We start from the raw sequence: 19234 nt of genomic DNA, 5'->3' as shown, positions 1-19234 counted from the left end.
CAACCCCGACGGCGGGCAACTCTTCTAGTCCACCTCAGCCACAGCCTGCGCAAACTGCGCCTGATACAGCCGCGCATAAGCCCCGCCGGAGGCAAGCAACGTCTCATGCGAGCCCTGCTCGACAATCGCCCCGTTCTCCATCACCAGAATCGTGTCCGCATCCCGGATCGTCGACAGCCGATGCGCGATGACGAACGACGTACGCCCGTCCGCGAGCTTGGCCATCGCCTTCTGGATGAGCACCTCCGTACGGGTGTCGACGGAGCTCGTCGCCTCGTCCAGCACCAGGATCACGGGATCGGACAGGAAGGCCCGCGCGATGGTGATCAGCTGCTTCTCGCCCGCGCTGACGCCCGTGCCCTCGTCGTCGATCACCGTGTCGTACCCGTCGGGCAGGGTGCGGATGAAGCGGTCGGCGTGGGCAGCCCGCGCCGCCTCCTCGATCTCCTCACGGGTGACGCCCACCCGTCTCCCACCACCGCCCTTGCCCGAGACGCTTCGCGCCACCCCTCCTTCTGCCGCCCCGTACGCGATGTTCTCCGCGATGGTGCCGCCGAACAGCCAGGTGTCCTGGAGGACCATGCCGATGCCGGAGCGCAGTTCGTCGCGCGACATCTTCGCTATGTCGACGCCGTCCAGCGTGATCCGGCCGCCCGTCACGTCGTAGAACCGCATCAGCAGATTGACCAGTGTGGTCTTGCCCGCACCGGTCGGGCCGACGATCGCGACCGTGTGGCCGGGCTCGACGGTGAGCGACAGGTCGTCGATGAGCGGCTTGTCGGGCTCGTAGCGGAAGGACACCTTCTCCAACGCGACGCGACCGCGAAGTTGTTCGGGCCGCGCGGCCAGTACGGGGTCCGGCTCCTGCTCCTCGGCGTCGAGGAGTTCGAAGATCCGCTCGGCGGACGCGATGCCCGACTGCACGAGGTTCGCCATCGACGCGACCTGCGTGAGAGGCATCGAGAACTGCCGTGAGTACTGGATGAAGGCCTGGACGTCGCCGATCGAGAGAGCACCCGACGCGACGCGCAGCCCGCCGACGACGGCCACCAGCACATAGTTGAGGTTCGACACGAAGAACATCAGCGGCTGCATGATGCCGCTGTTGAACTGCGCCTGGAAGCCGGCCTCGTACAGCGCGTCGTTCTGCTCGGCGAACTGCTTCGCCGATTCCTCCTGACGCCCGAACACCTTCACCAGCGTGTGGCCGGTGTACATCTCCTCGATGTGTGCGTTCAGCTTGCCCGTCGTACGCCACTGCTGCACGAAATGCGGCTGCGACCGCTTGCCGACCTTCGTCGCGATCAGGAAGGACAGCGGCACCGTCACCAGCGCGACCAGCGCCAGCAGCGGTGAGATCCAGAACATCATGGCCAGTACGCCGATGATGCTGAGCACCGAGTTGACGAGCTGTCCCATCGACTGCTGCAGCGTCTGGCCGATGTTGTCGATGTCGTTGGTGGCGCGGCTGAGCACCTCGCCGCGCTGCCGTTTGTCGAAGTACGACAGCGGCAGCCGCGACAGCTTCGTCTGGATGTCCTCGCGCATCCGGTACACGGTCTTGTTGATGGCGTACGTCGACAGCCGGGTGGCCACCAGCATCAGCAGACCGGACACCAGGAACGTGACCAGCGCGAGCAGCAGTACGGAGCCCACGGCGCCGAAGTCGATGCCCTTGCCGGGGGTGAAGTCGACCCCGGAGAGCATGTCGGCCATGCCTGAGTCGCCCTGCTCGCGCATGCCCTGGAGCGCCTGCTCCTTCGTGGTGCCGTCGGGCATCTGCCGCCCGATGATGCCCGCGAAGACCAGGTCGGTCGCCCGGCCCAGGATCCACGGGCCCAGCACGGACAGCGCGACGCTCAGCACACCGGCCGCCAGCATCGCGTACATCGTGGTGCGCTCCGGCTTGAACTGCGCGATCAGGCGTTTGCCCGACCCCTTGAAGTCCATCGAGCGCTGGTCCGGGCCGCCCCCGGCCATCATCCGCCCTGCAGGCCCGGCCATCAGGCTGCCTCCGCTTCCGTCAGCTGGGAGAGCACGATCTCCCGGTACGTCTCGTTGTCCGCCATCAGCTCGTGGTGGCGGCCCGTGCCGACGACCCGTCCCTCGTCGAGGACGATGATCCGGTCGGCGTCGCGGATCGTGGCGACCCGCTGCGCGACGATCACGACGGTCGCCTCGGCGGTCTCCTGCGAGAGAGCCGCGCGCAGGGCGGCGTCCGTCGCGTAGTCGAGGGCCGAGAAGGAGTCGTCGAAGAGATAGATCTCGGGCTTCTGCACCAGGGTCCGCGCGATGGCGAGGCGCTGCCGCTGGCCGCCGGAGACGTTGGTCCCGCCCTGTGCGACGGGCGCGTTCAGGCCGCCCTCGAGCCGCTCGACGAACTCCTTGGCCTGCGCCACCTCCAGCGCGTGCCACAGCTCCTCGTCCGTCGCGTCCGGGTTGCCGTAGCGCAGGTTCGTCGCGATGGTCCCGGCGAACAGGTACGGCTTCTGCGGTACGAGGCCCACCGTCTTCGCCAGCAGCTGCGGATCGACGGTCCGTACGTCCACTCCGTTGACCAGCACTTCGCCGTCCGTGGCGTCGAACAGCCGTGGTACGAGGCCCAGCAGCGTCGACTTGCCGCTGCCCGTCGACCCGATCACGGCGGTCGTCTCACCCGGTTTCGCCACCAGGCCGACGCCCTTCAGGACCGGCTCCTCGGCGCCCGGATAACGGAACCCGGCCGCACGGATCTCGAGATGACCGTGGCGCCTGAGTTCCCGTACCGGAGAGGCCGGAGGCACCACGCTGCTCTCGGTGGTCAGCACCTCCTGGATGCGCTCGGCGCAGACGTCGGCCCGCGGCACCATCATGAACATGAAGGTGGCCATCATCACGGACATCACGATCTGCATCAGATATATGAGGAACGCCGTCAGCGCGCCGATCTCCATGCCGCCGCTGTCGATCCGGTGCGCACCGAACCAGACCACCGCGATCGACGAGACGTTCACCACGGTCATGACGATGGGGAACATCAGCGCGAGCAGCCGGCCCGTGCCGAGCGACACCTCGGTCAGCTCCTCGTTGGCGCCGCGGAACCGCTTCGTCTCGTAGGCGTCCCGGACGAAGGCACGGATGACGCGGTTGCCCGTGATCTGCTCGCGCAGCACGCGGTTCACGGTGTCCAGGCGCTCCTGCATCGTCCGGAACAGCGGCCGCAGCCTCCGGACGATGAGGCTCACACCGATGCCGAGGAGCGGGACGACCGCCAGCAGCACCCCGGACAGCGGCACGTCCTGACCGAGCGCCATGACGATGCCGCCGACGCACATGATGGGCGCCGATGCCATCAGCGTGAACGACATCAGGACGAGCATCTGGACCTGCTGCACGTCGTTCGTGGTCCGGGTGATGAGCGAGGGCGCGCCGAAGTGCGCCACCTCACGTGCGGAGAAGGACTGCACGCGGTCGAAGATCGCCGCGCGGACGTCCCGGCCGAGCGCCGACGCCGTGCGCGCGCCGTAGTACACCGCGCCGATGTTGCACGCCATCTGGACCACGGCGACCGCGAGCATGAAGCCGCCGTAGCTGAGGATGTATCCCGTGTCGCCCTTCACGACACCGTTGTCGATGATGTCCGCGTTGAGGGTGGGCAGATAGAGGGTGGCGCTGGTCTGCAGTAGCTGCAGCACCACCAGCAGGGCGATCGGTTTCTTGTACGGACTGAGGTGGGTCCGCAGAAGTCGTATGAGCACGCTTCGTCTCTCGGTGTCGGCAAGAAGGTCGGTGCACCAGCCACGGATTGGCTGCACCACCCCACTATCGTCCGACACTCCACCTGCGTTACCTCAAGCAATTACGCCGGTAGCGCCACCCATGATTGAGCCAAGGATGGGCCAAGTAGGGCAAAAGGAGGGGCCGATGCGAACAACCGACCGCTCGCACCGGGGCTCCGGTCAGCCAAACGCCGCCGGATGGGTCTGCTCCCGCACGGCCGTAAACTGCTGCCGCACCGCCTGACCGACCGCCAACTCCTCGCCCGGCTCGAACACCTGGGCAGAAGCGCCCTGCCAGGCCGGCGGGGTACGGGCATCGAGCGTGCCCTGCGAGAGGCCCAGCGCCCAGGCGGCCTGCCGGGCCGCGCCGAGCGCCGCGTAGTCCGCGGGCTGTGGCACGACGACCTGCACGCCGAACAGCGAAGGTGCCGCTGCCTGAACGGCGGTCAGTTCCGCGGCAGCCCCGAGCAGAAAGACCCGGCGCACCTCCACACCCCGTCCGCGCAGCACGTCCAGCGCGTCGGCGAGCCCGCACAGCATGCCCTCGAACGCGGCACGCGCCAGGTGCTCGGGCTTCATCGACTCCCGGCGCAGCCCGGCGAGCGTGCCCGCGGTGTGCGGCAGGTTCGGGGTGCGCTCACCCTCGAGATACGGCAGCAGCACCAGCCCGTGCGAGCCCGGCGTCGACTTCAGCGCCAGCTGCGACAGCCCCTCGAGGTCCAGGCCCAGCAGCTCCGCCGTCCCGCGCAGGACCCGTACGGCATTGAGTGTGTGGACCACCGGCAGATGTCCGCCCGTGGCGTCCGCAAGCGACGTGATCATCCCGGTCGAGTCGGTCAGCGCCTCGTGGTGCACGGCCATCACGGAGCCGGACGCCCCGAGCGACACCACCGCGTCGCCGAGCCCGACACCGAGCCCGAACGCAGCCGCCATCGTGTCGCCCGTGCCGGCCGAGATCAGCAGCCCCTCAGGCGTCGTGCCCGCGGCCTCGGCGGGGCCGATCACCTCCGGCACCGCGGCCTGCCGCCCGAGCGCCATCTCGACCAGATCCGGGCGGTACGCGCCCGTCGCCGCTGACCAGTAGCCGGTGCCGGACGCCCCGCCTCGGTCCGTGGTGCGCCGCGCGGGCCGGCCGAGCAGCTGCCACACCAGCCAGTCGTGCGCCTGCATGATCACTGCCGTGCGCTGTGCGGCCTCGGGTTCCGTCTTCGCCAGCCAGCGCAGCTTGGTCACGGGGTGCCCGGCCCCCGGTACGCAGCCGACGGCCGCCGCCCACGCCTCGCGGCTGCCGAGCTGGTCGATCAGGTCGGCGGCCGCGACCTGGGCCCGCTTGTCGTTGCCCACGATCGCCGGCCGCACGATGCCGCCCTGCGCGTCCAGCGGCACCAGCCCGTTCTGCTGTGCGGAGACACCGATGGCCTGCACACCTTCGAGCAGCCCGCCGCCGGCGGCCTCGCCCAGCGACAGCAGCCACGCCTGCGGATCGATATCGGAGAGCCGGCCACCGTCACCGCCGTCCGGGACGGGATGAGGGGCATACCCCTGCCTGAGTACGGCCCCCGTGTCCGTGTCACACACGACGATGCGAGTGAAATCGGGCGAACTGTCCAGCCCGGCGACTATCCCCATGCTGAAATTCTGCCGCACCGCGAGACGTGTTCCGCACCACAGTGAACATCGGGGACCAGGGAGCGGTGCGCCGCCGGTCCCTGCGGCCGGTGAAGGCCGGCGGATGCTGCGAGTCCGGACGTCAGGTGTTGCTGGTGCCCCAGTCGTCCTCGCCGGTCCGGCCGCGCTCGCGCAGGGCCCGTACGCGCTGGGTCACCGAGTCCGGCAAGCGGTCGCCGACCTTCTCGTTCACCGCGTGCACGGCCCTGCCCGCGTAGACACGGCTCTGCTGGGCCGCGGACTCGGCGGCGTTGCGCACGGCCGGGTTCTGGGTGAAGGAACGGGCAGACTTCTTCAGCTCCTCGTAGCGCTCCCGTCCGGCGCGTGTCCCGAGCACGTAACCGAGGGCCAGGCCGGCGATGAATGTGAGCCGGTAGCGCATGGCTGCCACCCTTCCCTTGCTCTTACGTCGGAGTCGGTCGTCGGAAGTACCGATTGGCGGAGCACCCCCCTGCTTGCGCTAATGTATGTGCTGCAGCGAGCGCGTGCCGCCTGGCGAATACCCAGGTAGGTGCGTTCGATGCAACGAGGCGATCCTCCGTAGCTCAATTGGCAGAGCAGCCGGCTGTTAACCGGCAGGTTACTGGTTCGAGTCCAGTCGGGGGAGCTCGATCCTCCGTAGCTCAATTGGCAGAGCAGCCGGCTGTTAACCGGCAGGTTACTGGTTCGAGTCCAGTCGGGGGAGCAGCCGGGAAGGACCCCTCAGGGGTCCTTTTTCATGTCCGGGTCCGGGGCCTGTCCGGGTCCGGGTTCTGTCCGGTTCGGTCTCCGGGGCATCGCTGTCCCGTCCGCGGGAACCACGTGGGCATGCCGGAAGTCCTCATGGTCGTGGCTGGCCGGCCATGGGACGCAGGAGATCGTATGAACGGCTATGCTGCGGCAGACGGCGCGTACAAATGTGCGCGACGCGCCGTAACGGGGCGGTAGCTCAGCCGGTTAGAGCAGCGGACTCATAATCCGTCGGCCGTGGGTTCGAGTCCCACCCGCCCCACCTGCGCACACTTCGGCAGGATCGTTTTTACCTGCGACGATGTAAGAACGAGGGTCGCCACGCGGCGTGGCGACCCCTGTTCACTCCCATGGATCAAGACCCAGGGGACACGCAGGGGGCAAGCGGCCGGTTGAAGTTCTCGACCGGACCAGCTCCAGGTCGTTCGAGGCGCAGTGGTCACGTATCCACTTCACGGCCGCGTTGGCGGCATCGTCCTTCCCCCGGCCGGCGAGGGTGATCATCGCGGTCGTGCTCGCCAGGGTCGCCGAGGTCCGGTGTGGTGGTCGTGGAACCGCGGCCGGTCCGCCTGGTCGGTGTCCTGGCCGGATCCGTCGTGCATGCCGCGCATCATGAAGAACATCATCAGCGGGCAGAGGAGAACGATGCCCAGCAGGACCAGGGTGCTCAAGGGCAGGCCGAGCGCCAGTGCGCCGACCAAGACGATAGCGAGCGCGATGGCTAACAGGCCGTAGTTGCGCTTGCCGATGTTCACGGTGGGCCTCCTTAAAGACCCGCACGGTGTGTGAGGCCGCGCGTGCGCAGCCTGAAGATCAGGGACGGCTAGCCGGCCCGGCATCGCGCAGTACGGCCAGACGGCGCCGGTACTCCTCCTCGTCGATCTCGCCACGGGCGAACCGCTCGGCGAGCGTCTGCTCGGGCGCAGGACCAGCAGGGGTGTGAGTGTGCTCGCGCTGGCGGCCCAGGGCGCGGAAGAGCAGCACGGCAGCGGTGATGATCAGCGCCCAGAACAGGATCATGGTGATCGACATCGCCAACCAGCCCCACCCGCCGACGCCGTGGTCGAACCAGAACATCATCGTGTCACCGCCCAGGTCAGCCGGACGTTGCGGCCCGACTGTTGTCGTCGGGGTTGTATCCCGTGCTGTCAGCCTGTCTCTGGCGCCGCCGGTGTCGCATGGTCTGAAGGTCCCAACCTGTTGGGCCGTTGAGGCCCGACCTCGCAGGGGTGCTCGGAGCGAGGGTGGCGTAGCGGGCTGAAAGGACGGTCTCCCATGAGTGCCTTGATCTCGGCGACATCGCGGTCGCCGCGCTCTTGATCGCCGGGGGTGGTTCCTTGTTGGGGTCGTGCCGGGACGACACCCCGTATATCGGGGACGGGGTGCAGCGCGTCGGCGTGACAGTGCGCGCGGCTACAGCCCCAATGTAATCCGGGTCCGCCAGCGGACACCTGTCGAGCTGGTCGTCGGCCGGGCAAGAAGACGGCGACGCGCCTGGGCCGTGGGGCCGGGCCCGAACACTGCGTGTCGGAAGAAAGCCCCCGCCTCCTTCTGCACATCCTTCGCAAGCAGGCTTAGGTCGCGTTATGCATCGGCGTGATCAGCCGCGAAGGAATCCCAGTGACGAGTACCATTGCGGCGCCCGCCGGACAGCCGGGGGCGCGAACCCGCCGTCGCGGCCATCGACGACGCCACTCGCTACCTGCTCCAGAAGGGCAAGCGCCCGCTGGGCCTGGGTCTCGCCTTCTCGCTGGGCCACTCGACTGTCGTCTTCGCGCTCTCCGTCGCCATCGCCTTCGCTGCCCAGGCCGCCAACCGCTTCCAGGCCGGCTTCGCCGAGACCGGTGGAATCATCGGCACCCTTGTCTCGGGTGTCTTCCTCTATGCCATCGTGGCCATGAATCTCGCAGTGCTGCGTGGCATCGTCCGCACCTGGCGGGAGGCGAAGGCTGGCAGCCACCAACCGGAGGAACTCGAGGAGCTGCTCGCAAGCCGCGGTCTGATGAACCGGGTGTTCAAGGGCCGGTACACCGTTTCATCAACCACACCTGGCAGCTGTACTTCGTCGGACTGCTCTTCGGCCTCGGATGACCATGACCGGGCTGTCGATCTTCGTCGCCTTCGTCGTCGGCACGGTCGAGCTGGTCTCGCTCCTCGCGGAACGTCTCGGCGTCGACGGCCGCCAGCCGTGGAAGCTGCTCGGCAGCATCGACCTCAACGCCATCGGGATCGGCATCGTCGTCACGTTCCTGGTGACCTGGATCTGCGCTGTCGCGTTGTGGAAACTGCGCAGGGGTCCCGAGCCGTCGAACGACTCGGGACCCCGCAGCGTTCAGCCCTGCTCAGCCGCCGGTGTACTGGAAGATGTAGAGCCCGAAGTCGCGGTCGGACGCCGCCACGTACTCCTGGCCGAAGTGGTTGAAGGTCTGGACGCCCCAGAAGTTGTTGCCGCCCTTGTCGATGAAGCGGCCGACCTCCACGAGCTTGTCCTTCTTGATCTTCGCGACCCGGAATCCGCCTGCGTAGTACGAGAAGTACGCCAGGTCGGGCCGCACCTGCGAGGCCGCCACCTCATGGATCGACAGATCGCCCGATCCGGACGCGTGCGCGGGATCGTGCGCCTCCGGGATCGCGTAGGTGTCCAGCTCGGTCATCTTGCCGCCCTTGGTGCGGTACAGATGCGCGTAGCCCCAGCCGTCGAAGTACGACGAGAAGGTGAGCTGGTCACCCTTGGTGCCGATGTCCACCGGCAGCGTGGCCGGTCCCGTGCCGGCGAGGCAGTCGTCGTTGCTGTAGGGCTGGTCGAAGACGGCGAAGCCCTGCGAACGCGGCGCGACACCGAAGGTGGGCAGGGAGCCTTCGACGCTCATCCCGGACTGGGCGTCGCAGGCGTCGGAGCCGGTGCGGTTGAAGACGAGGATCGCGTCGTAGCCGCCTGCGGCCTCGACCTTGGCGGCCTTCTCGGTGAAGGTGCACACGCCGCGCTCCACGACGGCGATGTCGACGGCCGCAGGGTCACCCGCGGGGACGGCCGGGCTGTCGTTGCACGCGAGCCCTGCGTACACCGTGCCGCCGCTGACGGACTTGCCTTCCTCCAGGGGGATGCCCTGGCCGGCGGTGACGGCGGTGTCGTCGTCGAGGTTGCGGGCGGACAGGGCGTACGGGGCGAAGTCCTCGTCGGCGCCGATGACATACCGGTTGTCGAGGGTGAACTCGGCCTGGTGGCCGTTGCCCTCCGGTGCCACCGTGAGACCGCTCTCGGCGGCCTCGGGGTCGGGGTCGGTGAAGTCGGTGTCACCGATGTACGTGAGGTTCTTCGGGTCAGTCACGTCGAGGGCCACGTACCCGGCGTCCCAGTACGAGGCCAGCAGGACCTGGCGGCCGTGGACGTTCTTGACGACCATGTCGTGCAGGAAGATCTCGGTGAGGTTGGCCGGGGCTTCCTGGACGATCTGCGGGAAGGTCTCGTCGAGGTCGTACTCGGCGATGAGCTGCGCCTTGGCGGGGTCGGTGATGTCGACGATGTCGACGTCCGTGCCCTCTTCGTTGTCCACGATGACGGCGTACGCCTTGCTGCCCGCGTCCCACGCGAAGACGCTGTGGATCTGGCGGGCGATCTCCGTCTGCTCACCTTCGAGAGTGAAGTCGCCGACACCCTCGGCCAGTACCTTGGGCTCGGTCGGCTTGGTCACGTCGTAGATGTTCATGCCGCCGGACCCGGTCTCGCCGCAGATCTCGTTGTTGCTGACGAGGATGTCGCCGGTGAAGGCGGGCGTGGAGATGTGCACCGTCTGGATGCCCTCACCGGGGGCGCTGCCGGCCGGCGCCGGGATGAACCCGGCCACCTTCGGCTTCGCGGGGTTGCGGATGTCCACCACGTGCACGCCGGTGTTGTCACAGCCCACGCCGCCCCAGGAAGCGAGATAGGCGTACCCCTTGAAGACCCCGACGTCGGCGATCTTCCCTTCGGTGACGTGGGGCAGCTTGAGCTTGCTGACGAGGCGGACGTCTTTGCTCGTGGCCGGCAGATGGCCCTCGTGGCCGCCGTGCTGGTCGTGGTCGTGGGTGGCGGCCGCGTTGTCGATGACACCGTCGCCGGCGGAGACCCCGTCGTGTCCCTGCGCGGAGCCGGCGAGGCCGGTCGCGGCGAAGACCATCGCCGCGACAAGGCTTACGCCGACCCGTCTATGGGCTTTGCGCATGTTCCCCTCCACTCGTAGGGCCGGGATCACCGGCCCAGGACGAGACGATGCCGGTCGATCGACCGGCATCGGAAAGGTACTTGGCGCCTCAGCCGCCTGACAGTCCTTTAACCCAACTGTATTTTCGGATACTTGAGGGCATCGCGTGCAAGCGCACGACTTGTGGGGTTCCGTCCCTGACGGTGGTCACTTGGCGTCCATCACGCCCGCGAACAACAGCACCAGGGCCCTGAGTGCACGTGAGGGCCGACCGTCAACTGCGGCTTGCCGCGGGCGACGAGCGCCAGCGCCACCACCGCGCCGACGGCGGCCGCCACGGCACAGACGGTGAACGCGTCGGGGAAGCCGCCGACCACACCGTATTCGAGGCCGGATGCCGCGACGGCGGAGACGACTGCCACGCCCAGAAGAACGCGATCAGCAACGCGGTGGCGACCAGCATGAGGAAGGCCCCCGCCACCACACTTGAGTCCGGTGCCGCTTGCCCGCGATCGATCTTCCCTCCTGGAGGCCGCGATCATCCTTCCGGGTGGGTTCGAATGCCCCACTTACCCCGTGGGGGTATATTGGCTGGGGCTGCTTTCGCATTGGAACTCGTAGGGAAGCGATGACGGTAGGGGATACCTTCGCCTCGCGGACCCGTGCCTCAGACAGCGTCGTCCGCTGGACGCGCGCTGCCGCCATCGCTCTGTTCGCCGCGCTCGCCCTACTGGTTCACCATGAGACGTCCGCTGCGGCCATCAGCATGGCACCGGCGTCCGCCGTCCACGTGATGGCGGGCATGTCCGGCGTGATGATGACGGGCAGTCCCGCCGCGCATGCCGTGGACGTGGCCCAGCGCGCACACGGGAACGCCGCCGCGCATGCTGCGGAGCCGACGGCCGCCGCACCGGCTGTGGACGGTTCCTCTCGTGCGGCCTGTTCCAGCATGGTCATGCAGCATTGCGCGTCGGCGACCGTCGACGCGGTGAACCTCGCGCCGCCGGCGGAATCCTGGGGCGCCTGCGACCACCGTCCGTTCGAAGCGACCGTCCCGGGTTCGGAGCCCGCCGGGACGGTGGGTCGAGCACCCCCGGACCTATCTGTTCTCTCTCAGCTGCGCATTTAGGCCGTGCCCAACGGTCTCCTCGTTGCCCTGTCATGCCGAGGAGCCGTCTCCGCACGTGATCCCATGCGCACACAGAGATCGAGGACGAACTCACATGAACAGCATCAACCGCCGCTCCATTCTGATGGCAGGGCTCGGCGTCGCCGGCGTGGGCGCGCTAGCCGCCTGCACCAGCAACTCCGGCAGCACGCCTGCCCTCGTCAACCCGTCCGGCTCGGCGGTCGCCGCGGCCGAGAAGAAGCGCACCAGCACTGGCAAGGTGCACAACGTCACCCTGACCGCCGCGCCCGACATGCTGGACCTCGGTGGCGGTGTCATGGCCAAGAGCTGGGCCTTCAGCGGCCAGGCGCCGGGCAAGGAACTCCGTGTGTCCGTAGGCGACACGCTGGCCGCCGAGCTGTCCAACCAGCTGCCCAACAAGACCACCACATCCGTCCATTGGCACGGCATCGCTCTGCGCAGCGACATGGACGGTGTGCCGCCAGTCACGCAGCCGGCCGTACGGGCCGGGAGCAACTTCACCTACCGCTTCATCGCCGACGCCCCCGGCACGTACTTCTTCCACCCCCATGTCGGCGTCCAGCTTGACCGCGGTCTGTATGCCCCGCTGATCGTCGAGGACCCGAAGGAGCCGCTGTCGTACGACGACGAGTGGGTCATCGTTCTCGATGACTGGGTCGACGGTGTCACCGGCACCCCCGACGAGGTCTTCGCCGAACTCCGGCAGGGCATGGGCGGCATGGACATGGACGATGACGCCAGCTCCAGCAGCGGCCACGAGGGGCACGACATGGGGAACATGGAGGGAATGGGCATGGGCGACGACTCCGCGTCCCCCTCCGCCTCATCCTCGTCCGGCGATACGTCCATGAAGTTCATGCTCATGGGCGCCGAGAGCGACCTGCTCGGAGGCGACGCCGGTGACGTGAAGTACCCGTACCACCTGGTCAACGGCCGTGTCCCCGCCGACCCGGATGTCTACCAGGGCAAGCCCGGCAAGCGCGTGCGGCTGCGGATCATCAACGCGGGCGGTGACACGGCGTACCGGGTCGCGCTCGGCGGCCACAAGCTCACCATCACCCACACCGACGGTTTCCCCGTCGAGCATCAGCAGGTCGACGCCCTGCTGATCAGCATGGGCGAGCGGTACGACGTACTGGTCACCCTCGGCGACGGCGTCTTCCCGCTGGTCGCGCTGGCGGAAGGCAAGGACACCACGGGCATGGCCCTGATCCGCACGGGATCCGGCAGCGCGCCGAGCGCGACCGTCCGCCCGAAGGAGCTGGAAGGCAAGATCCTCACCGCGTCCCAGCTGCGCGCGGCGGACGACGTGCGGCTGCCGTCCAAGAAGGCGGACAGGGTGCACCGCATCGAGCTGACCGGCAGCATGGGCAAGTACAACTGGGCCATCAACGGCAAAGCCTTCGATATGGACGACCCGGCCGCGAATCCGCTCACGATCGAGGAGGGCCAGCGGGTCCAGCTTGACTTCGTGAATACAACGGAGATGTGGCATCCGATGCACCTGCACGGCCACACCTACCAGCTCGGGACCAGCGGCCCGCGCAAGGACACCACAATCGTGCTGCCGAAGAAGAAGCTGTCCGTCGTCTTCGACGCGGACAACCCCGGTCAATGGATGCTGCACTGCCACAACGCGTATCACGGTGAGGCGGGGATGGTGGCGCTGGTGGCCTACCGGGCCTGATCGCCAGCACTGCCTGGTGCCGGGGATGGGCCGTTCCCCGGCACCAGGGCTTCAGCGGTGCCGGCCTTGGGTCACGGCCCGCTGGCGGCGAAGAACGGCATGGAGTCGAGGTTGGTGATCTCGATGTTCTTGCCGGTGCGCGGTGCGTATATGGCCTTGCCGTCGGCGTCATCCGGCCGCGCTCGGTCTTCGACCCGGCCGGCGACCTCAGACGGGAAAGTGTACGGCGGAGTCAGGACCAACGCGCTCGGCCACCATCTGGCGGAGTGCGCGCACTGGGTGAAGTCCTCCTGGTCGCAGTCCAGGGCGCATTCGATGAGCTCGAGTGACGCCTTGGCGGCGGCGATGCGGGAGCGAAGGGCGTCTGCCTCTGCTCGCAGGATGTCGCTTCGCGCCGAGGGATCGGACGTGACGGCCATGGAGCGGATGGTGACGAGGGACAGACCTGCTTCCTTGGCGCGCAGGATGACGGCGACGGCGACGCGTGTGAGGTCAGCCGTGCCGTAGCGGCGTCGGCCAGCCGCGTCGCGGACGGGCGTCAGCAGCCCTGTCGCCTCCCAGTGACGCAGGACGTGCGTGGCGAGACCGAAGCGTTCCGCGGCGGCGCCGATGCTCATGGCCTCGTCCTCGCCGCTCACTGAAGTGCCGTGCTCGCTTGACTTCATGTCGACATTAAGTCGCAGCCTGGCGCTCATGGCAAAGGAAGCAGAACAGACGCAACAAGAGACGGACGACCTCATCGCGCTTCTCGACGCCGCCGACAAGCTGCCCGGCGTCAAGGAACTGCGTGCGCTCTCCTACGAGTTGCTCGGCGCCGCCCCCGGAACATCCGCCGTGGACGTGGGCTGTGGCGCCGGGTGCGCCGTGGCGGAACTGGCTGAGCGGGGCGTCAAGGCTGTCGGCGTGGATCCGGACGAGCGAATGATCGCGGTTGCCCACACGCGGTGGCCCAAGGCGGATTTTCGGATCGCGGGAGCGTACGAACTGCCACTCGTGGACTCTTCCGCCCACGGTTACCGGGCGGACAAGGTGTTCCATGAACTGGTGGAACCGGAACGAGCATTGGCCGAGGCGCGGCGCGTTCTCGTCCCAGGTGGACGGATCGTGCTGGTCGGACAGGACTGGGACACCTTCGTCATCGACTCCGACGATCCGGCCCTCACCCGCACCATCGTGCACGCACGCGCCGACATGACCGCCGGCCCGCGGGCCGCGCGCCGCTACCGCAATCTGCTGCTGGATGCCGGTTTCGGCGAGGTGACGGTTGAGGTCCACACCGGCGTCTTCATCGGGGCAGCCATGCTGCCGCTGCTCGCCGGACTGGCCGAAGGAGCCTGCTCCACCGGCGCCGTCACACGCGAGCAGACCGATGCGTGGACAGCCGAGCAGCGCGCTCGTGCGGAGGTCAACCGCTTGTTCATGGCACTGCCGATGTTCGTGGCCGCGGGGACCGCGCCACGCTGAGCATACGGTGGCGCGGCGCGGCAGCCAGCCAGCCAGCTCAGGCCCGGGCCGCAGCAGCGGTGCCCATGTCCCCGTCACCGGCCCGTTCTCCGGCCCGTTCCGCCCGCTGCTCGTTCTGCACCCGCCATCCATAGCGGGTGATGCCGCGTGGCTTGTAAATCGAGAGGGCCGTGGTCGTGAGCAGCACCAGTACGGCGGCAGCCGCGTCGGCCACGAGCTGGACTCTCATTCCGTCGAGATCGGTGCCGGACAGGTTCGCCCGCACCGCTGCGTCCGCCACGTGGTCGGCCACCTGCATGTGCAGCAGGAGGAGGAACGTGGCCACGACGGTCAGCGTTAGCTTCGCCAGCACCCAGTAGTGGCGCAACAGCCCCCATGTGGTGCCCAGCGACTGGACGAGCCCGGTCAGCAGTGAGGCGAAAGCCAACGGGACGATCACGTACCAGCCGGTCAACTGCATGGCCATATAGGCGCCTTGGGCTTGCGGGGTGTTCTCGCTGGTCAGGCCGACGACGGCGAGCACCAGAAACACCGCCACCGAGCCCAGCCAGCCGACAGAGGACGCGACGTGCGCGGTGAGCGCAAACTTGCGGACACCGGGTGCCATTGCCATCAGTGGCCTCCGTGCATGCCTGGCCCCATTCCGCTGCCGGTGAGGTGCAGAACCAGGAACAGTACGACCACGGCGAGCGCCACGGCTCCAGAGACCTTCACCCAGCGCGGGGCGCCAGGAGGCATCCTGCGGTCGGGCGCTGCGCTGCCGTCGGCGCGCTCGGACGGTGAGTCGGTCATGCGGGTCCCCTTTGTCGTGCGAGCGCGACTGTCAGGCGCTTCTTCCATGACGGCAAGACTTATCGAGACAGTATGTCTACGTCGAGGCGCAGTGTATCGGCATCGTCGTCACGTACACTGACCCGGTGCCGAAGCTGTGGAACGAGACCATCGAGGAGCACCGCCGCGCCGTACGCGACGCGGTGCTGGAAACCACGGCGGCCCTTGTGTCCGAGCACGGAGTGCGGGCCGTGACGATGTCGCAGATCGCGGAGGGCAGTGGCATCGGCCGGGCCACGCTCTACAAGTACTTCCCGGACATCGAATCGATCATGATGGCCTGGCACGAACGCCAGGTCGCCAGCCACCTTGACCAACTCGCCGAACTCCGGGACCGCTCCGGCACCCCCGGAGAGCGGCTGGAAGCGGTGCTGGAGGCCTACGCGTTCATCCAGCAGCAGAGACACGGCCATGGGGGAGAGCTCTCGGCGCTGCTGCACCGTGGTGGCCACGTGGCGCACGCCGAGCAGCATCTCCGCCACTTCATCCGGGGCCTGCTGGTCGAGGCTGTCCAGGCGGGCGAAGTCCGTGACGATATTGCGCCGGACGAGCTGACCGGTTACTGCCTGCACGCGCTCGCCGGGGCAAGCAGTCTGTCCTCCAAGGCCGCGGTCCGACGGCTTGCCGCCGTCACGCTGGCCGGGTTGCGCCCCTCACGCTGACACCTCGCCCGCCATGTCCGCCGGACTCCTGCCTCCGTCGGAGGGGAAGGCGGCCGTCTGTGATGCTCAGGCCGTGGTGCCAGCAGCTGCTTGGAGGGCTTGTCGCAGCTCCTCGAGGCTGGGTGCCCCGGCCGGGCCGCCCCGAGTGCGGTAGATCCGGCAGGCGAGAGATGGTGCGGTGTCGGGCTCGGCGAACGGGTCGCGGCCGTTGATCAGGATCGTCGGAGAGCCGGTGAAGCTGGACCGCTCGGCCTCGGCCTGGCTGTCGATCACCCGGGTGGTGAAGCCGGTGGTGGTCAGCCCGGTGTCGTTCAGTGCCTGCCGGAGTCGCTTCTCGGTGAGCTGCTGGTTGGGGCAGTCGGGCACGACCAGGACCTCGATCTTCATGTCTCCAGGATCGCGCTGCGGCTGAGGGAGCGGCCACAAGATCCCTGGTCCCCGAGTCGTAAGGGCCCTTTATGGCCCCTGAATACCCCCCTAGGTATAGCTGTTATGGTGATAGAGAATACCCCGGGGGGTAAATCGCTGGAGAAGGAGTCGTAGTCGTGTTCTTCGTCGACACCCTTGAGCTCAAGGGGCTGGGCAACCGCAGTTACCTGGCCGGTGGTCCTGAGGCCGCGGTGGTCGTGGATCCGCCGCGGGACGTCGACCAGGTCATCGCCGCTGCTGCCCGGCGAGCTGTGCGCATCGCGTACGTCGTGGAGACGCACATCCACAACGACTACGTCACCGGTGGTCTGGAGTTGGCCCGCGTCAGCGGCGCCCGTTACCTCGTGCCGGCCGGCGCCTCGGTCGCCTTCGCGCGTACCCCCGTCGCCGACGGCGACACCGTGACTGTGGACGGGGGCCTGGTGCTGCGGGCTATCGCCACGCCGGGTCACACCCCGCACCACACGTCGTATGTCCTGGAGGACGACGGCCGGGCGGTGGCCGCGTTCACCGGCGGCTCTCTCCTCATCGGCACGGTCGGCCGCCCCGACCTGGTGGAGCCCCGGCTCACCGAGCAGCTGGCCCGTGCCCAGTACGCCTCCGTTCACCGCCTGGCCGACGAGCTCGCGGACGAGGTCCCGGTGCTGCCCACCCATGGTTTCGGCAGTTTCTGTTCCTCCGGGCAGGCCGAGGGTGACGCGACCACCATCGGTGCGGAGCGGAAGAGCAATGACGCCCTGAACCGGGACGTCGACACCTTCGTCACCGACCTCCTCGCCGGCGTGGAGGACATCCCCGCCTACTACGCCCACATGGCCCCCGCCAACGCCGCCGGACCCGCTCCCGTGGACCTCACCCCGCCGCAGCCCGCCGACGCGGAGCAGATCGCCGCGCGGCTGGCGGCCGGCGAGTGGGTCGTCGACCTGCGCAGCCGGGTTGCCTTCGCCGAAGGTCATGTGGCCGGTTCCTTCAACTTCGAGAGCGATGGCAAGCTCGCCACCTACCTGCCCTGGCTGATCCCGTGGGGCAAGCCCGTCACCCTGCTCGCCGAGACCGCCGAGCAGATAGCCGACGCCCAGCGCGAGCTCGTCCGTGTCGGCATCGACCGCCCAGCCGCCGCAGCGACCGGCGACCCGCACACCTGGGTCCGCGAGAGCGAGCCGCTCCGCTCCTTCCGCCGCGCCACCTTCGCCGACCTGGCCTCTGTGACCCGAGAGGAGCGCGAGCGGATCGTGGTGCTGGACGTGCGCCGGCGGTCCGAGCGGGCCGGCGGATATGTCGTCGGCTCGGTCCACATCCCGATCCATGAGTTGCACGGTCGCCTCGGTGAGGTGCCGCCCGGGGAGGTGTGGGTGCACTGCGCCGGCGGTATGCGCGCGGCGACCGCCGCATCGCTGTTGGATGCCGCCGGACGCCAGGTCGTCGCCGTCGACGACGGCTTCGGCGCCGCCGTGCACGCCGGCCTCACCATCACGCAGCCCGACAGCACCCGCTGAACACCGCCCCACGGAACGAACCACTCATGAACTCCCTCCGGGATTCCGGCCGTCCTGACGGCCGCCGCCTGACTCCCGTTCAGGCTCACCAGCAGTTCACGGACGGCCAAGCCGTCCTCCTTGACGTCCGCGAGACGGATGAGTGGAACGCCGGGCACGCCCCCGGCGCCCTGCACCTCCCGCTCAGCCGCCTGATCGCCGAGGCCGGCCTCCCGCCCGCCACGCAGGGCAGACCGGTGGTGGTCATCTGCCGCTCCGGGAACCGCTCCCGGCAGGCCGCCGAGGTGCTGGCAGACCAAGGCGTTGAGGCGTGTGACGTGATCGGCGGCATGAAGGACTGGGCCGCGCAGGGCCTCCCGGTCCTCGACGCGGACGGCCGCCCCGGAGTCGTCGCGTGAGCACACTGATCCTCGCCCTGATCGCCGGGGCCGTGGCCGGTCTCGCCCTGGGCGCACTTGGCGGAGGCGGCAGCATGCTCGCCGTCCCGGCGCTCATCTATCTGCTCGGCTTCACCCCGGCCACCGCGACCACCGCCGCCCTGATCATCGTCACGATCACCACGCTCACCGCCCTCTTCGCTCACGCCCGCGCCGGAAACGTGCGATGGAAGGCCGGTGCGGCCTTCGCCGCCGCCGGAATCATGCCGGCTGCGGCGGCCGGAGCCGTCGCCCCCCACCTGCCGCAGCCCCTGCTGACGGCGGCCTTCGCCGTCATCGCCGCCGTCTCGGCCGCGGGCATGCTGCGCCCTGCCCGCGTACCGGTCTCGGCAGGAGCCGGCACCGGCACCGACGCGCCTGTCGTGAGTCCCGGCAAGGCTGCCGGGACAGGCGCGGGACTGGGGGCGCTGACCGGACTGCTCGGAGTGGGCGGCGGCTTCCTTGCCGTACCGGCACTGGTCACGGTGCTGGCATTCGAGATGCAAGCGGCTGTCGGCACGAGCCTGCTGGTCATCGCGGTGAACTCGCTGGCATCTCTGGCCACCCGCGGGGCCACGGCGACCGGGCTCGACTGGGCCCTGATCGCCCCGTTCACCGGGGCCGCGATCCTGGGCGCCTGGGACGGCAAACGCCTGGCATCCAAGGTCTCGGGCCCGCATCTGAAACGGGCCTTCGGGATCATGCTGCTCGCCGTGGCGGCGTTCATGCTCATCGATGCCCTGGTCTGACGGTGCTCTCCGCC

Annotated in this window: 19 protein-coding genes, 3 tRNA genes and 2 pseudogenes; 11 read left to right on the top strand and 13 right to left on the bottom strand. The window is 68.6% G+C overall.

Annotation, left to right across the window (positions count from 1 at the left end; translation table 11 throughout):
• Positions 1-24: 24 nt before the first annotated feature.
• The 4 genes from H1D24_RS24605 to H1D24_RS24590 form a co-directional block, all read right to left on the bottom strand.
• Positions 25-2004: an ABC transporter ATP-binding protein gene (locus H1D24_RS24605; RefSeq protein ID WP_181659828.1), complete on the bottom strand. Its 1980-nt coding sequence runs from the start codon at positions 2002-2004 to the stop codon at positions 25-27.
• The gene (locus tag H1D24_RS24600; RefSeq protein WP_181659827.1) at positions 2004-3737 is read right to left on the bottom strand and encodes an ABC transporter ATP-binding protein; all 1734 of its coding nucleotides are present in this window, start codon (positions 3735-3737) and stop codon (positions 2004-2006) included. The genes H1D24_RS24605 and H1D24_RS24600 overlap by 1 nt, the downstream gene beginning before the upstream one ends.
• 201 nt (positions 3738-3938) lie before the next feature.
• A complete protein-coding gene (locus H1D24_RS24595) occupies positions 3939-5387 on the bottom strand; it encodes an FGGY family carbohydrate kinase (RefSeq protein ID WP_181659826.1) in 1449 nt (482 codons plus the stop codon).
• A 121-nt stretch (positions 5388-5508) separates the two neighbouring features.
• On the bottom strand, positions 5509-5808 hold the full coding sequence (locus H1D24_RS24590; RefSeq protein WP_181659825.1) for a YtxH domain-containing protein: 300 nt from the start codon (positions 5806-5808) through the stop codon (positions 5509-5511).
• A 152-nt stretch (positions 5809-5960) separates the two neighbouring features.
• Between H1D24_RS24590 and H1D24_RS24585 the strand changes: the two genes are divergently transcribed.
• From H1D24_RS24585 to H1D24_RS24575, 3 genes are all read left to right on the top strand, one after another.
• A tRNA-Asn gene (locus tag H1D24_RS24585) sits at positions 5961-6033 on the top strand.
• 5 nt (positions 6034-6038) lie between these two features.
• A tRNA-Asn gene (locus tag H1D24_RS24580) sits at positions 6039-6111 on the top strand.
• 232 nt (positions 6112-6343) lie between these two features.
• A tRNA-Ile gene (locus H1D24_RS24575) sits at positions 6344-6417 on the top strand.
• A 238-nt stretch (positions 6418-6655) separates the two neighbouring features.
• Here H1D24_RS24575 and H1D24_RS24570 read toward each other — a convergent pair.
• Positions 6656-6910: a DUF2933 domain-containing protein gene (locus tag H1D24_RS24570; protein WP_220137152.1), complete on the bottom strand. Its 255-nt coding sequence runs from the start codon at positions 6908-6910 to the stop codon at positions 6656-6658.
• 58 nt (positions 6911-6968) lie between these two features.
• Positions 6969-7235, bottom strand: coding sequence for an SHOCT domain-containing protein (locus H1D24_RS24565; RefSeq protein ID WP_181659823.1), 267 nt, complete (start codon positions 7233-7235; stop codon positions 6969-6971).
• Positions 7236-7788: 553 nt separating this feature from the next.
• On the opposite strand from H1D24_RS24565, the pseudogene H1D24_RS44135 reads away from it, so the two are divergent.
• Together H1D24_RS44135 and H1D24_RS44130 are read left to right on the top strand one after the other, a co-directional pair.
• Positions 7789-8118: pseudogene (locus H1D24_RS44135) on the top strand (HoxN/HupN/NixA family nickel/cobalt transporter); the annotation flags it as partial.
• A gap of 124 nt (positions 8119-8242) precedes the next feature.
• Positions 8243-8368: pseudogene (locus H1D24_RS44130) on the top strand (HoxN/HupN/NixA family nickel/cobalt transporter); the annotation flags it as partial.
• Positions 8369-8497: 129 nt separating this feature from the next.
• On the opposite strand, the gene H1D24_RS24555 reads toward H1D24_RS44130, so the two are convergent.
• From H1D24_RS24555 to H1D24_RS24545, 3 genes are all read right to left on the bottom strand, one after another.
• Complete coding sequence (locus H1D24_RS24555; protein WP_181659822.1) at positions 8498-10357, bottom strand: PA domain-containing protein; 1860 nt, start codon at positions 10355-10357, stop codon at positions 8498-8500.
• A gap of 200 nt (positions 10358-10557) precedes the next feature.
• Entirely contained in the window at positions 10558-10758 is a 201-nt protein-coding gene (locus tag H1D24_RS24550; RefSeq protein WP_181659821.1) for a hypothetical protein, read from the bottom strand.
• 313 nt (positions 10759-11071) lie between these two features.
• Complete coding sequence (locus H1D24_RS24545) at positions 11072-11293, bottom strand: hypothetical protein (RefSeq protein WP_181659820.1); 222 nt, start codon at positions 11291-11293, stop codon at positions 11072-11074.
• A 266-nt stretch (positions 11294-11559) separates the two neighbouring features.
• On the opposite strand from H1D24_RS24545, the gene H1D24_RS24540 reads away from it, so the two are divergent.
• Positions 11560-13173, top strand: a complete 1614-nt coding sequence (locus H1D24_RS24540; protein ID WP_181659819.1) for a multicopper oxidase family protein — start codon at positions 11560-11562, stop codon at positions 13171-13173.
• Positions 13174-13244: 71 nt separating this feature from the next.
• Here H1D24_RS24540 and H1D24_RS24535 read toward each other — a convergent pair whose 3' ends face one another.
• Positions 13245-13790, bottom strand: a complete 546-nt coding sequence (locus H1D24_RS24535) for a helix-turn-helix domain-containing protein (RefSeq protein ID WP_309484424.1) — start codon at positions 13788-13790, stop codon at positions 13245-13247.
• 76 nt (positions 13791-13866) lie between these two features.
• Between H1D24_RS24535 and H1D24_RS24530 the strand changes: the two genes are divergently transcribed.
• Positions 13867-14637 carry a methyltransferase domain-containing protein gene (locus tag H1D24_RS24530; RefSeq protein ID WP_181659859.1) on the top strand — a complete coding sequence of 257 codons (771 nt, stop codon included), beginning with the start codon at positions 13867-13869 and terminating at the stop codon, positions 14635-14637.
• Between the two features lie 37 nt (positions 14638-14674).
• Here H1D24_RS24530 and H1D24_RS24525 read toward each other — a convergent pair whose 3' ends face one another.
• Together H1D24_RS24525 and H1D24_RS24520 are read right to left on the bottom strand one after the other, a co-directional pair.
• Positions 14675-15250 (bottom strand): hypothetical protein, encoded by a 576-nt coding sequence (locus H1D24_RS24525; RefSeq protein WP_181659818.1) that lies wholly within the window; start codon positions 15248-15250, stop codon positions 14675-14677.
• Entirely contained in the window at positions 15250-15429 is a 180-nt protein-coding gene (locus H1D24_RS24520; protein WP_181659817.1) for a hypothetical protein, read from the bottom strand. Before H1D24_RS24520 ends, H1D24_RS24525 begins: the two co-directional genes overlap by 1 nt.
• Positions 15430-15554: 125 nt before the next feature.
• On the opposite strand from H1D24_RS24520, the gene H1D24_RS24515 reads away from it, so the two are divergent.
• On the top strand, positions 15555-16130 hold the full coding sequence (locus tag H1D24_RS24515) for a TetR/AcrR family transcriptional regulator (protein ID WP_181659816.1): 576 nt from the start codon (positions 15555-15557) through the stop codon (positions 16128-16130).
• Positions 16131-16196: 66 nt separating this feature from the next.
• Here H1D24_RS24515 and H1D24_RS24510 read toward each other — a convergent pair whose 3' ends face one another.
• Positions 16197-16517 (bottom strand): DsbA family protein, encoded by a 321-nt coding sequence (locus tag H1D24_RS24510; protein ID WP_181659815.1) that lies wholly within the window; start codon positions 16515-16517, stop codon positions 16197-16199.
• A gap of 158 nt (positions 16518-16675) precedes the next feature.
• On the opposite strand from H1D24_RS24510, the gene H1D24_RS24505 reads away from it, so the two are divergent.
• From H1D24_RS24505 to H1D24_RS24495, 3 genes are read left to right on the top strand one after another with little or no spacing between them, the layout of a single operon-like run.
• Positions 16676-18055, top strand: a complete 1380-nt coding sequence (locus tag H1D24_RS24505) for an MBL fold metallo-hydrolase (RefSeq protein WP_181659814.1) — start codon at positions 16676-16678, stop codon at positions 18053-18055.
• Between the two features lie 26 nt (positions 18056-18081).
• The gene (locus tag H1D24_RS24500; RefSeq protein ID WP_181659813.1) at positions 18082-18453 is read left to right on the top strand and encodes a rhodanese-like domain-containing protein; all 372 of its coding nucleotides are present in this window, start codon (positions 18082-18084) and stop codon (positions 18451-18453) included.
• Positions 18450-19220 (top strand): sulfite exporter TauE/SafE family protein, encoded by a 771-nt coding sequence (locus H1D24_RS24495; protein WP_181659812.1) that lies wholly within the window; start codon positions 18450-18452, stop codon positions 19218-19220. Before H1D24_RS24500 ends, H1D24_RS24495 begins: the two co-directional genes overlap by 4 nt.
• Positions 19221-19234: the final 14 nt, after the last annotated feature.

Origin of the sequence: Streptomyces himalayensis subsp. himalayensis (assembly GCF_013778455.1) — a bacterium.
Classification (GTDB): domain Bacteria; phylum Actinomycetota; class Actinomycetes; order Streptomycetales; family Streptomycetaceae; genus Streptomyces; species Streptomyces himalayensis.
Note: the sequence above shows the minus strand (reverse complement) of the source record. Positions and strands in the feature narration are given on the sequence as shown.